Consider the following 13,182-nt stretch of genomic DNA (forward strand, 5'->3'; position numbering starts at 1 on the left):
ATGTATGATGTGCAGAAAATCCGCTCTGACTTTCCGATCTTGTCGCGTCAGGTGAATGGCAAGCCTTTGACGTATCTCGACAATGGTGCTTCGGCTCAGAAACCTCAGGTGGTCATTGACGCGGTGACGCGGGCCTATGCCGAGGAGTATTCGAATGTCCATCGTGGCCTGCATTTCCTGTCCAATCTTGCGACAGAGAAATACGAGGCCGTTCGTGGCACGATCGCGCGGTTTCTGGGGGCATCGAACGAGAATGAGATCGTCCTGAACTCTGGTACGACCGAAGGGATCAACCTGGTCGCTTATGGCTGGGCTATGCCGCGACTTGAAGCGGGCGATGAGATTGTTCTGAGTGTGATGGAGCACCATGCAAACATCGTACCCTGGCATTTCCTGCGCGAACGACAGGGCGTCGTGCTGAAATGGGTCGACGTCGACGCAGAGGGCGGGCTTGACCCGCAGGCGGTAATCGATGCAATCGGACCGAAAACCAAGCTGGTTGCAGTGACACACTGCTCGAACGTGCTGGGTACGGTTGTAGATGTGAAAGCCATAACTGATGGTGCCCACGCCAAGGGCGTCCCGGTTCTGGTTGATGGCAGTCAGGGTGCCGTTCACATGCCGGTAAATGTCGAAGAAATAGGGTGCGATTTCTACGCGATCACAGGCCACAAGCTTTATGGGCCGTCAGGGTCAGGTGCGATTTACATCAAATCCAAACGCATGGCCGAAATGCGCCCCTTTATCGGTGGCGGCGACATGATCAAAGAGGTCAGCAAGGATCAGATCATCTATAATGACCCGCCAATGAAGTTCGAGGCCGGCACGCCGGGGATCGTACAGACCATCGGTCTTGGCGTGGCGCTGGAGTATATGATGGACCTGGGGATGGAAAACATCGCAGCTCATGAATCCAGCTTGCGCGATTACGCGATGCAACGTCTGACTGGGCTGAACTGGTTGCAGGTTCAAGGCACTCGCCCGGACAAGGCCGCGATTTTCAGCTTTACGCTGGACGGTGCTGGCCATGCACACGACGTCTCAACCATTCTCGACAAGAAGGGTGTTGCGGTTCGTGCCGGTCACCACTGTGCCGGGCCACTGATGGACCACCTGGGGGTGACGGCAACGTGCCGCGCCAGCTTTGGTCTCTATAACACTACCGATGAAGTTGACACGCTGATCGAAGCGCTTGAATTGGCGCATGATCTGTTTGCCTGATTTTGGTCTTGATTGGGGTGCGGCAATCGCGATTTGCAGTTGCACCCGGATTGGAACAAGGTTAGCTAACGGCCAAGGCACCTGTAGCTCAGCTGGATAGAGCGCTGCCCTCCGAAGGCAGAGGCCAGAGGTTCGAATCCTCTCAGGTGCGCCACCCAATATTCAAAATTGGATCGAAGTCGGGAGCCCAGAACTGTAGGCTTGTGAATTAGCTCGCTTTGCGCGTTGATCGTGCAGTCATCACAACGGCCCGCAAGCTAATAACCATAGCCGAGTTGTAGTGCTTGAGAGAGGGATACCCTGCCAGGTACCGAGAAATTCAAATTAGCAGACTTGGCGGCTCTGCCGCCAATCGCCACGAAAACTATAAAACCGACCGGAATAAACAGTCAGCTAAAGTTCTGAACAAACCGGGAGGAGCGTCCAGGTGTTACCCGCGCCAGGTGCGAACTACGCCGCAATCCATGTGTACGAAGTTCGATCCATAATACTGACCAACACCGCCTGCGCGGCACGACATCGCCGCCTTGGCCATCTGCGATACCGAGCGGGAGGCAAGGCGCAAATCAGCTGCTTGCCCTTCCATGTGAAGCGAGTTGCGCGCCACACGGCGGGACCGGGAACGCAGCATTGCGTTGGTCTGAGGAGAGCGGTAGCCGGACAACAGCATATAGGGTTCGTTGACATCCAGCAGGCTGTGTGATGCCGCCATGATATCAATAGTGCGTAAATCGATTGATTTTACCTGATCTGTGCGCCAATCACGCATGAAGTTGTTCACTTCTTTGACAGCGTCCTTGATATACTTACCATCGACCCAATAAATCATATCCAACCGTTCGCCTGTGCGACCGGAATACATACGGATGCGACGGATGTCACCGCCACCGCGTAAAAAGCCCGCTGCGTTGGAGTAGGTTGGTGCTGCTGCGATTGCCGTTGCTGCAAACGCACCCAATAGGGCACGTCGGGTCAAGCCCGAGGAACTGCTCTCTGTCATTTTGGTTTCGTCCCGTACTGTTCCTGCCTGCACACGATGTTACGTGCACTGTCTTAATTTTTCCCATCCCAGATGCGGAATTTATGGCACAATCGGAATCGAGGGCCAAGAAGTGTTTCATTTTCACCTTTTCAAGGGGGAATTTTCGGCAGTTTTTTGCGCATTTGTCACAGAGCATTACAAATATTTCGCAGTTGTGGGCTTTGGGCCGCGTAGCCGATGCAAACGCGCATCAGGCCGACGAAGATGCGATTTGGTAAGGATATCGTGAGTGGACAAGCGTTCTGGCAAGACTGCATAGTTATTCGACGTATAAATCACCAGTTCAACCTATTGAATTCCAAGGCCATCCTATGTTTTCTGTTCTCCGCGCCAGTACCAGCATCCTGTTTGCCGCGTGTTTCGTGGCTACCGCGTCCGTCGCCAATGTGTCGTCCGAAGCTGCGCCAGGAACTGCGTTTCAGATGGCGATGGCTGAACATACTCAACAGGCGCCGCAACTGGTTGAGTTCTACCGGGCAAACGGGTTTTCGCCGCTTTGGGTCGGCGATACGCCTGAACACACTCAACGCCGGGCGGCGCTGATCAATGCGCTTACGAATGCGCATCTGCACGGCCTTCCACAGGCCGAGCCAATTGTTGCCGCCGTGATGGAGAAGATGGAAAAGGCCCGTTCGGTGCGCGATCTCGGTGCGGTTGAAGCAGAACTTAGCCGTATCTTTGTCGAATATGCCGACGCGCTTTATGCGGGCGCAATCCGGCCCGGCAGTGTGGATGATGGGCTGGTTCGGTCCGTAGAACGACGCAGCACTGTTGAGCATTTGCAGGGAATAAGCACTCTGGGCGCGGCCTACTTTACTGTCTTGGCGCCGCAATCACATCAATACCGCGCATTGATGAAGCAGAAGCTGTCCTTGGAAAAGCTGGTGTTTCAAGGGGGATGGGGGCCAACAGTTCCCGAAAACAAACTGGAATACGGCGACACGGGACCGAATGTTGTCAAGCTGCGCGACCGTCTGGTGGTGATGGGTTACATGAAACCGTCCGCTAGCCCGTCTTTCGACAGCGCGTTGCTTGAAGGCGTTCGTGCCTTTCAATCCGCGCATGGGCTTGAAACCGATGGTGTGGCGGGCAAGGGGACGATTGCCGAAATTAACCGTCCAGCCACAGACCGGTTGAAAGCCGTTTACGTTGCGTTGGAACGCGAACGCTGGCTGCCTCGGGAACGCGGCACGCGTCATATCCTTGTGAACCAAGCCGACTTCACGGCCAAGATCGTGGATGACGGGCAAGTCACCTTTGAAACCCGTGCGGTTATCGGTAAAAATGTGCATGATCGCAGAAGTCCGGAGTTTTCGGACGAGATGGAGCATATGGTAATCAACCCCAGCTGGTATGTTCCCCGCTCGATAATAACCAAGGAATACCTGCCGAAGCTGCAATCAAACCCCAATGCTGTTGGCCATATCCAGATAACAGATAGAAGCGGCAGGCAGGTCAATCGGGGTGCGGTAGACTTTACACAGTTCACGACCAGCAATTTTCCCTTCGCAATGCGCCAACCGCCGAGCAAAAGCAATGCATTGGGTCTGGTGAAGTTCATGTTCCCCAATAAGCACAACATCTATCTGCATGATACTCCACAGAAAAACCTGTTCTCGCGCGAAGTTCGGGCCTTTTCACATGGGTGTATCCGCTTGGCCCAACCCTTTGAATTTGCTTACGCGCTTCTAGCCAAACAGGAGGAAGATCCAAAGGCATTCTTCCATCGCGTTCTGAACACCGGAAAAGAGACCAAAGTTAATTTGGAACAGAAAGTTCCGGTGCATCTGATTTACCGCACGGCCTATATCGGGCCCAAAGGTGAAGTGCAGTATCGCCGCGATGTCTATGGGCGGGACGGCAAGATTTGGGAAGCCTTGCAAAAGGCAGGGGTGGCCCTGCCGGACGTTCAGGGGTAAGCACAGGGCAAATCCTGCCAAAAGGAAGCCCGCCATGCAGTTTACCGTACAACAGATTGCCGAGTCTCTGGGGGCCGAATGTCAGGGTGACGGCGGCCTGACGATTGTGCGCGCCGCCGAACCGGGCGATGCAGGCCCGACAGATCTGGCGATGGCTATGTCTCCGAAATACGCCGAGGCGCTTACCAACGGAGCCGCTCGTGCGGCCGTCCTATGGGAAGGGGCCGACTGGCAGGCGATGGGATTGCGTGCGGCGATTTTTGTAAAACGTCCCCGTATGGCGATGGCTGGCATCACTTCCATGCTGGACCGGGGGCAAGGGGTCGAGCCGGGGATTCACCCCTCGGCCGTGATAGACCCGACCGCTGAAATTGGTCTGGATGTGGCGATTGGTCCGTTGGTTGTTGTGGGCGCGCGCGCCCGGATCGGCGCGGGCTCTGTCATAGGGGCACATTGCACCGTGGGAATGGACGCCATATTGGGCGACCAGGCAGTGTTGCGCGAAATGGTCAGCATTGGCGCACGGGCGCAGATCGGAGATCGTTTTATTGCGCAACCCGGTGCCCGGATCGGAGGGGACGGGTTCAGTTTTGTTACCCCCGAAGTCTCGGGCGTCGAAAATGTACGCAAGACAATGGGCGATCAGGGTGAGGCCAAAGCTCAGAGCTGGCTGCGCATTCACTCGCTGGGTGCTGTGGAAATCGGTGACGATGTCGAAATTGGCGCGAATTGCACAATCGACAATGGCACGATCCGAAATACGTATATTGGCCACGGTTCGAAGTTGGATAATCTGGTCCATGTCGGGCACAACACCCGAGTCGGTCAGGACTGCCTGTTGTGCGGTCAGACTGGTGTGTCGGGTTCGGTTGAGATCGGAAACAACGTGGTTCTGGGCGGTCAGACCGGCGTTGTCGACAACATATTCATCGGGGATGGGGTTATTGCCGGAGGCGGCACTAAGATACTGTCCAACGTACCCGCCGGTCGCGTGATCATGGGGTATCCCGGCGTCAAAATGGAAACGCATACGGACATCTACAAGGCACAACGGCGTTTGCCCCGTATGGCACGCGACGTCGAGGCATTGAAAAAGGCTGTTTTCAAACAGACCCCGAGCGATTAAATCAACCTCAAACTGATAATCAGGGGATCGACATGAGCATCAGCGACCGCGTCATCGCGATCATTGCAGAGCAGGCCGTTCTGGAGCCATCGGATGTAACGCCCGAAAGCACGCTGGAAGATCTGGGTATCGACAGCCTCGGGCTGGTCGAAAGCATATTTGCCATCGAGGAAGAGTTCGACATTTCGATTCCTTTCAATGCCAACGAGCCCGAGGCCAATGACTTCGATATCTCCAATGTGGCCGCGATCATCTCTGGGATCGAAAAGCTTGTGTCGGAAAAGGTCTGACACACGCTCATGAAACGCGTTGTCATTACCGGAGCAGGTACGATCAATTCGCTGGGCCATTCGGTCCCTGACACGCTGGAAGCAATGCGCGAAGGTCGTTGTGGTATTTCGGAACTTGAATTCCGGGATGTTGATCGGTTGGCCATCAAGATCGGCGGACAGGTTCGGGGGTTCGAGGCGGAAGGGCGGTTCAACCGACAGCAGATGTCGCTGTACGACCGCTTCACCCAATTCACCCTGACGGCAGCCAAAGAGGCGATTGAACAGTCGGGTATCGAATTTCACGGCGAACTGGCGGCCAGATCAGGCGTCGTTCTGGGGACCGCAGGCGGTGGTGTTTCAACCTGGGATGACAATTACCGTTCCGTTTATGAGGACGGGAAGAACAGGGTACACCCCTTTGTCGTTCCAAAGCTCATGAACAATGCAGCCGCCAGCCATGTTTCAATGGAACACAACCTGAAGGGCCCCAGTTTCACCGTGTCGACGGCATGTGCGTCATCAAACCATGCGATGGCTCAGGCTTTTCAGATGGTGCGTAGTGGCGCGGCTCCGGTCATGGTTACGGGCGGGTCCGAATCTATGTTGTGTTTCGGCGGTGTAAAAGCCTGGGAAGGTCTGCGCGTGATGTCGAAAGACGCGTGCCGCCCGTTCAGTGCCAACCGCAACGGAATGGTGCAGGGCGAAGGGGCTGGTGTCTTTGTCTTTGAGGAATACGAACACGCCCGGGCCCGAGGCGCCGAAATACTATGCGAGGTTGCCGGCTTTGCCATGTCATCGGATGCCTCGGACATTGTGATGCCCAGCAAACAAGGTGCCGCGCGGGCTATGGCTGGTGCCTTGGCCGATGCGAAGCTGAACGCAAAAGATGTGGGTTATATCAACGCGCATGGCACCGGAACAGCTGCAAATGACAAGACCGAATGCGCAGCCGTGGCCGACGTGTTTGGGCCGCACGCAGACGATCTGATGATATCGTCCACGAAGTCCATGCACGGCCACCTGATAGGCGGGACCGGCGCGGTGGAATTGCTGGCCTGTATCATGGCGCTGCGGGACGGTGTCATTGCACCGACGATTGGATATGAGGAACCGGACCCGGAATGCGCGTTGGACGTGGTACCGAACGAAGCACGCGAGGCAAACGTCGACGTCGCGCTTAGCAACGCATTCGCCTTTGGTGGGTTGAATGCCGTACTGGCCCTGAAGCGGGTCTAACGCTTCAGTAATTTTTTTGCCGAACGCCGCCAGCAAAGAAAAGGCGGCGTTTCTAGTTTTTCCGGTGACTCAGTTTTCCAGTACCGTCAGCTGGTCATATCCTTTTGTGAATCCAGCCAATGAAACGTCAATCTGCAATAGTTGGGAAGGTGCAAGGACAGAGACAAGAGAGAGGGTTGCCTTACTACCTGCTTTCAGAGCATCGACATCCCCCTCGGTAAAGCCCAATTGGGCTACGCAGCCGACGGGGTTACAATGATGGTAGTTGTATCTTTTACTAGGAGCACCGTCGATGGACAGTGCGATTTGTGCCTGAAGCAGAGTTTCCAGAGGAACAATAAGACTCGCGCCCGCGATTGCCGCGGAGCCTTGTGGTAATTTGTTTACGGATACTTCAGCAATCGGTTGGCCTTCTTCCCCTAGCAGAATTTGGCGAAGCCAACAGGGGTCATTGCCATCCTCAGTTTTGATACAGGTGATTTTCCAGTCACCGCTTTCCTCTTTGAGGTACTGTTCACCGACGCGGGGTCCGCTCTCTCCCAGGTCGAGATCAGAAGCGACTTCCGTTTGTGGCGTTTCAGTCTGCGGCTGGTTTTCTTGGGTAGTGTCCTGTGCATACGCCGCACCGGAAAGCAGAACAGCGGCGACCGTGTTGAACGAGAGGATTTTCTTGAACATGAATGCCTCGGGTTGATGATTGATCTTTTTGCTTCGTTTAACACTCTTCTGAACCAGTGTCAGGCACTAACAGAACAGCCTTTGCGAACGTGAACGGATTCTTGCCTGAGGTCGGAACCGCACCTTCGGAGATTAGAAAAAGGGAGCTGTTCGACCAGCTCCCTTCCCCATAAGTTTCTCCCCGTCGGACTGGCCGACTTATTTATGCGCAAACCCTACGGAAGGGGCGCACACGGGTCAACAGCTATCCTCAATTTTTAATCTATGCGCCAAAATAATAATCTAGGGGCCGAACCAAAAGGGCCGTGCCAGCAGGCACGGCCAGTCGACAGGGAGGAAGTTTGCCCCGCAACGCAAGGCAAATAGACTATCGCAGTCAAAGGTTAACTTTGTATGCTGGCGGCGGATCGGTGAACAATAAGGCAATGTTAATGGGCACGAATATCTTTTTGGGCGGTGGCGGTGAAAACTATGCTCAGCCGCAGGAACTTACGTTGAAATATGCGAACCGCCATGGATTGATTGCCGGGGCAACTGGTACCGGCAAGACCGTGACATTGCAGATTCTTGCAGAAGGTTTTTCTCAGGCGGGTGTCCCGGTATTCCTCTCGGATGTGAAAGGGGACCTGTCTGGGCTGGCCCTTCCCGGAAGCGAGACCCACAAACTGAATCAGGCCTTTCAGGACCGGGCCAGTCGGATCGGGTTCGAGGATTTTGCCTATTCTGCCTGCCCGGTGACATTCTGGGATCTGTTCGGTGAACAGGGCCATCCGGTGCGTACGACAGTGACGGAAATGGGTCCGCTTTTGCTGTCGCGGTTATTGGAGTTGAGCGAGGCGCAGGAAGGTATCCTGAATATCGCGTTCCGCGTGGCCGACGAAGAAGGGATGCCGCTGCTGGACCTCAAGGACTTACAGGCGCTGCTGGTCTGGATCGGAGAGAATCGGGCGCAACTGTCATTGCGATACGGCAATGTATCCACGTCCTCGATTGGGGCGATTCAGCGACGTCTGCTGGTTCTCGAGAATCAGGGCGGAACAAAACTGTTTGGCGAACCGGCGCTGGATTTGGCCGATCTGATGCGAACTGACGAAAACGGGCACGGAATGGTGAACATTCTGGCATCAGACCAGCTGATGGCAGCCCCACGGCTATATGCAACGTTTCTGTTGTGGCTGTTGAGTGAACTGTTCGAAGAGCTGCCAGAGGTCGGAGACCCCGAAAAACCAAAGCTGGTGTTCTTTTTTGACGAAGCCCATCTGTTGTTCGACGATGCGCCAAAGGTTCTGGTGGACAAGGTCGAACAGGTCGCCCGCCTGATCCGTTCAAAGGGTGTGGGTGTATACTTCATTACTCAGAGCCCCGCCGATATCCCGGAAGATATTCTTGGACAGCTGGGCAACCGTATACAGCACGCATTAAGGGCATTCACGGCGCGGGACCGAAAGAACCTGCGGCTGGCCGCTGAAACCTATCGCGAGAACCCGACTTTTAACACGGAAACGGCAATTCGCGAAGTCGGTGTGGGGGAGGCCGTCACCTCAATGCTGCAAAAGAAAGGTGTTCCGGGCGTGGTCGAGCGTACGCTTATTCGTCCGCCGGGATCTCAGCTGGGGCCAATTTCAGATGCCGAACGCCGGGATATCCTTGCCGCCTCGGCGATGGCAGGAAAATACGACAAGAGCGTAGATCGAAAATCTGCCTTCGAGATTCTTCAGGCGCGGGCCCAAGCTGCGGCCAATGCCGCAGAACTGGCCGAATCCGACGAAGTTCTTGAAGCGCAATCGCCGATCGAACGCGAATATTCTTCGGCCCGCAGATATTCGGGCAGCCGGGTCGGCCGGTCCTCCTCCCGGGTTGAGCGCAAGCAGGACACGTTTGCCACGGCAATGACCGAAGCGGTGATCAAAGAGCTTAAGGGCACAACCGGGCGCCGGATCGTGCGCGGTATCCTCGGCGGATTGTTTCGCAACAGGTAAAAACGTAGCGTCCTTGGTGGGCGCTACAGCGTTTACTTCAGTCGGCGTTGGCCTTCCTGGCGACAATAGGCGTCAGCCTCGGGAACAGACATCTTCGTGGCTGGGAAGTCGATTGCACGGTCCCAGGTCACGCGATCCTGACGATACAACTGACAGGTCACGACACCTTTAGGTGTCTGAACCTTGACGGGCGTCGTCTCAAGATCTTCGGGGCTGGGGACACAAGCGGATACCGCAACCGCAATAGCCGGAAACAGAATGAGTGATTTCAGATGTGGTGCTTTCATTTTCTACTCTTGTCTACTCGTCTTGTTGATCGATTGAAACGGCATAGGCGAGGGTGAGTGCCAGCAACCTGCCGCAAATCGAAAACACTGTGGTGGGTTCGTTTATTCAGAAAAACCTTAAGAATCAAGAAACCGCGCCAGATAAGTGGCGCGGTTTTGCGCATTGGAACGTGGCGCGGACCTATTTCTCGGGGATCAGACCCCTTGGGCTGAATCTGAGAACAATCAACAGGATCAGGCCCATCGTGAACAGGCGCATATGTGCGGCACTATCAATAAGATGTGCCTTCAGCGCGCTGCCATCCGGCAAGCCTGCAGTGATAACACTCATCAACCACAAGCCAATCGGTTCGACCTGAACCCACAAGAACCATATCAGGAACGCACCCAAAACGGCCCCGAAGTTGTTGCCCGAACCGCCAACGATCACCATGACCCAAACCAGGAAGGTAAAGCGCAGCGGATTGTAAGTGCCCGGCGTCAGCTGTCCGTCCAGAGTGGTCATCATCGCGCCTGCGATGCCGCAAATGGCCGACCCTAATACGAAAATCTGCAAGTGGCGACGGGTGACGTCCTTGCCCATCGCTTCGGCTGCAATTTCATTGTCGCGGATTGCGCGCATCATACGGCCCCACGGGCTTTTCAGCGCCATTTGCGCCATCCAGAGCAGCACCAGAAGAACCAGCATGAACAGCAGCGAATACCCAAGTTTCACCGAGAGGGTGGATGCAGTGACCGGATCCAGCCCCAGCCATTCGGCGCGGGCAAGAAAAGCCGGATCTTGCTGCAAGTCAACTTCATACCCGACAACCGGGGAGGGACGCGGGATGCCATAGACGTTCTTCACGCCGCGGGCCAACCAGTCCTCGTTCTTCATGACGGCGATGATAATCTCGGCGATACCCAGTGTGGCAATTGCCAGATAATCTGACCGCAGCCCTAGCGCGGTTTTGCCAATCAGCCACGCCGCCCCGGCAGCCAGCAGACCTCCGGCAGGCCAGGCCAGCAGAACGGGCAGGTTCAGTCCACCGATGTTACCGGCAATCGCCGGGTCAATGGCCTCGACCGCGGCAACATTGGGGTCGAACACGGCCCGGTAGAGGAAGAAGCCGACGATAAGGACAGTGATTATTGTGAGCGTTTGCACCCGGCCTTTGGGTATTCTTGTTGCCACCAGTACGGCTGCAACAACGGTGGCAGCCCCCAGTAGCAAGGACAGAACGATACCATAACCGCCTGCGCCCCAGGCGCCCGGAGTAGGCTCTGTCGAAACCAGAACCACGGCCAGACCACCCAGCGCGACGAAGCCCATAACCCCTACGTTAAACAGGCCCGCAAAGCCCCACTGCAGGTTCACACCGATCGCCATGATGGCCGAGATCAGCCCCATGTTCAGGATCAGAACGGCAGTGTTCCAACTTTGCGTGAAACCGGTCAGCAGAATCAGACTGCCAACAGCTATGAAAAGCAGAGTGTTTTTGACAGATTCGGTCATACTGCTTTTCCCTTGAACAGGCCCGTGGGCTTAAACAGAAGCACGATCAGCAGGATGACAAAGCTGACAGCGAATTTGTAATCGGTGGACAGGAGCTGGACCAATCCGGACGGCTCCAGGTTTTCGGGGGCCACATAGGTCAGTACTTTTTTCCAGGCATAGGTGATCGTCACCTCGGAAAACGCGATGATGAACCCGCCGGCAATTGCGCCCAGTGGGTTACCAAGGCCACCCACGATGGCCGAAGCGAATATCGGCAGCAGAAGCTGGAAATAGACGAAGGGTTTAAAGCTCTTGTCCAACCCGTAAAGAACACCCGCTGTGGTCGCCAAGGCGGCCACGATGATCCAGGTGATCATCACAACACGTTCAGGGTTGATGCCGGACAAAAGCGCCAGATCCTCGTTGTCGGAATAGGCGCGCATCGATTTCCCGGTTCGTGTTTTATTGAGGAACCAGAACAACAAGGCCACGGCAATAACGGCCACTATCAGTGTAATCCCTTGCGAGGTCTTGATAGCCAGCCCCTCTTGTAGGCCTGTCATGGATTTGAAGTCCCGCGCGGATATCAGGAATCTTGCACCGTCCGAAAACTTTTGGTCATCCGGCCCGATGATAAAGCGCACCAAACCGTTCATGATGAACATTACACCCATTGATACGATCACAAGGATAACCGGCTTGGCCTTTTGTTCGCGGTAAAAGCGGTAGACCAGCCTGTCCGTGACCAACACCAGCAGGATGCAGCCAAGGATGGCAAAGGGCAGGGCGAGCAGGGCAGTCGGCAACGGCCCAAAGCTGACACCAGCGGCTTGCAAACCCCAGGTGACAAGCACAGCGATCATCGCGCCAAAGGCCATGGTGTCACCATGGGCAAAGTTCGAAAACCGCAGGATTCCGTAGATCAGGGTCACGCCAAGCGCTCCCAATGCCAGCTGGCTGCCATAGGCAATCGCAGGCACGATGACAAAGTTGGCCAGTGTGACCAACGCGTTCAGTAAATCCATGAATTCTTCTCACTGTCCGGGTGCGGCTTTATGGCATGTGTACCATTGGTAATTCAACACACGGCTATGGTTTTCAACGAATTGGGCGAACGTTTTTTGCCAGGGTAACGCGGAACCAGCAAGGCTTGTGAGTTTCCGAGAACCAAACGCGCAGGTGAAGCCGCGCGACTTTTGAGGTCAGCGTGGCCACCCGGCAGTATTGCTTGGATGCAAAGTCACGCCTGAACGTCTTGGCATTTGCCGAAATCTTCGTCGGCATGGGGACCTTTGACAGACAGATCATAGGACATGTCGTCAAGTTGAACCACCAGCGTCATCACGTTCTGACCTTCGATATACATGAACGTCATGCTTCCCACGCCTTTGAGGATCACAGCATCGCCTGCGGCTATTGGGGTTTCAATGTTACCTTTGTCACCGTCCGCGGCACGGCTAAGGCGGATTTCGCTGCCGTCGCGGTCGGAGGTGCACAATAGGTGGCGTTCTTCGGCTACTGCCTGAGTGGCCGAAAATAGGGCAAGCGGCAAAGCGATCCAGAGTTTCATAGTCTGCGGGTCCTTGTCTTCGATTTTGCATTCGCCTTCGAACTGTCGAGCCATTGGTTCAGTAATATGGCCCGACCGGCGTGGATGGCCCGCCTAAAGCTCCATTATGTCACAAATTGAACTTAAGCGTGTTTTTTGCCCTTTGAATCACGCGTGAAAATAACCGATTTGGTCTCGTGAAAGAGCCATTAAAACAAATAAATAATAGTCCTGTTTAACGTCCTCAAATTTAACGCACCATTATCCTGACATATTGAAAACACAATCAGACATGGGTTGAGCGATTCAGGTTCAAAGTGACCCGCGCCGGGCCGTTCTGTCTGCCAATCTAGGGCCCCAGATTGTTCTTGTCTCAAGCTGAGCGCACACCACCTC

12 protein-coding genes and 1 tRNA gene are annotated in these 13,182 nt (G+C 55.2%); 7 read left to right on the forward strand and 6 right to left on the reverse strand.

Annotated elements, in window-relative coordinates; all coding sequences use genetic code 11:
* Entirely contained in the window at nucleotides 1-1,221 is a 1,221-nt protein-coding gene (locus ACR0AP_RS02760; protein ID WP_480505150.1) for a cysteine desulfurase, read from the forward strand.
* Nucleotides 1,222-1,298: 77 nt separating this feature from the next.
* Nucleotides 1,299-1,375: transfer RNA gene (locus ACR0AP_RS02765), tRNA-Arg, on the forward strand.
* Between the two features lie 276 nt (nucleotides 1,376-1,651).
* Here the strand turns inward: ACR0AP_RS02765 and mepK are convergent.
* Nucleotides 1,652-2,221 carry a peptidoglycan L,D-endopeptidase MepK gene (mepK, locus tag ACR0AP_RS02770; RefSeq protein WP_209503903.1) on the reverse strand — a complete coding sequence of 190 codons (570 nt, stop codon included), beginning with the start codon at nucleotides 2,219-2,221 and terminating at the stop codon, nucleotides 1,652-1,654.
* Nucleotides 2,222-2,574: 353 nt separating this feature from the next.
* Here mepK and ACR0AP_RS02775 point away from each other — a divergent pair, with 353 nt between their 5' ends.
* From ACR0AP_RS02775 to ACR0AP_RS02790, 4 genes are read left to right on the forward strand one after another with little or no spacing between them, the layout of a single operon-like run.
* The gene (locus ACR0AP_RS02775; RefSeq protein WP_480505151.1) at nucleotides 2,575-4,182 is read left to right on the forward strand and encodes a L,D-transpeptidase family protein; all 1,608 of its coding nucleotides are present in this window, start codon (nucleotides 2,575-2,577) and stop codon (nucleotides 4,180-4,182) included.
* A 34-nt stretch (nucleotides 4,183-4,216) separates the two neighbouring features.
* Nucleotides 4,217-5,308 (forward strand): UDP-3-O-(3-hydroxymyristoyl)glucosamine N-acyltransferase, encoded by a 1,092-nt coding sequence (locus tag ACR0AP_RS02780; protein ID WP_480505153.1) that lies wholly within the window; start codon nucleotides 4,217-4,219, stop codon nucleotides 5,306-5,308.
* 32 nt (nucleotides 5,309-5,340) lie between these two features.
* On the forward strand, nucleotides 5,341-5,598 hold the full coding sequence (locus ACR0AP_RS02785) for an acyl carrier protein (RefSeq protein WP_171723262.1): 258 nt from the start codon (nucleotides 5,341-5,343) through the stop codon (nucleotides 5,596-5,598).
* Between the two features lie 9 nt (nucleotides 5,599-5,607).
* Nucleotides 5,608-6,816 carry a beta-ketoacyl-[acyl-carrier-protein] synthase family protein gene (locus ACR0AP_RS02790; protein WP_480505155.1) on the forward strand — a complete coding sequence of 403 codons (1,209 nt, stop codon included), beginning with the start codon at nucleotides 5,608-5,610 and terminating at the stop codon, nucleotides 6,814-6,816.
* Nucleotides 6,817-6,885: 69 nt separating this feature from the next.
* On the opposite strand, the gene ACR0AP_RS02795 is transcribed toward ACR0AP_RS02790, so the two are convergent.
* Complete coding sequence (locus ACR0AP_RS02795) at nucleotides 6,886-7,494, reverse strand: invasion associated locus B family protein (protein WP_480505156.1); 609 nt, start codon at nucleotides 7,492-7,494, stop codon at nucleotides 6,886-6,888.
* 431 nt (nucleotides 7,495-7,925) lie between these two features.
* On the opposite strand from ACR0AP_RS02795, the gene ACR0AP_RS02800 reads away from it, so the two are divergent.
* Nucleotides 7,926-9,473: a helicase HerA-like domain-containing protein gene (locus ACR0AP_RS02800; protein ID WP_480505158.1), complete on the forward strand. Its 1,548-nt coding sequence runs from the start codon at nucleotides 7,926-7,928 to the stop codon at nucleotides 9,471-9,473.
* 32 nt (nucleotides 9,474-9,505) lie between these two features.
* Here the strand turns inward: ACR0AP_RS02800 and ACR0AP_RS02805 are convergent, their stop codons facing one another.
* From ACR0AP_RS02805 to ACR0AP_RS02820, 4 genes are all read right to left on the reverse strand, one after another.
* Nucleotides 9,506-9,760: a hypothetical protein gene (locus tag ACR0AP_RS02805; protein ID WP_209503910.1), complete on the reverse strand. Its 255-nt coding sequence runs from the start codon at nucleotides 9,758-9,760 to the stop codon at nucleotides 9,506-9,508.
* 181 nt (nucleotides 9,761-9,941) lie between these two features.
* The gene (locus ACR0AP_RS02810) at nucleotides 9,942-11,255 is read right to left on the reverse strand and encodes a branched-chain amino acid ABC transporter permease (protein ID WP_480480904.1); all 1,314 of its coding nucleotides are present in this window, start codon (nucleotides 11,253-11,255) and stop codon (nucleotides 9,942-9,944) included.
* Entirely contained in the window at nucleotides 11,252-12,262 is a 1,011-nt protein-coding gene (locus tag ACR0AP_RS02815; protein ID WP_267366195.1) for a branched-chain amino acid ABC transporter permease, read from the reverse strand. Before ACR0AP_RS02815 ends, ACR0AP_RS02810 begins: the two co-directional genes overlap by 4 nt.
* A gap of 215 nt (nucleotides 12,263-12,477) precedes the next feature.
* Entirely contained in the window at nucleotides 12,478-12,807 is a 330-nt protein-coding gene (locus ACR0AP_RS02820; protein ID WP_480480907.1) for a hypothetical protein, read from the reverse strand.
* Nucleotides 12,808-13,182: the final 375 nt, after the last annotated feature.

This window comes from Ruegeria sp. AF7, from assembly GCF_056541885.1.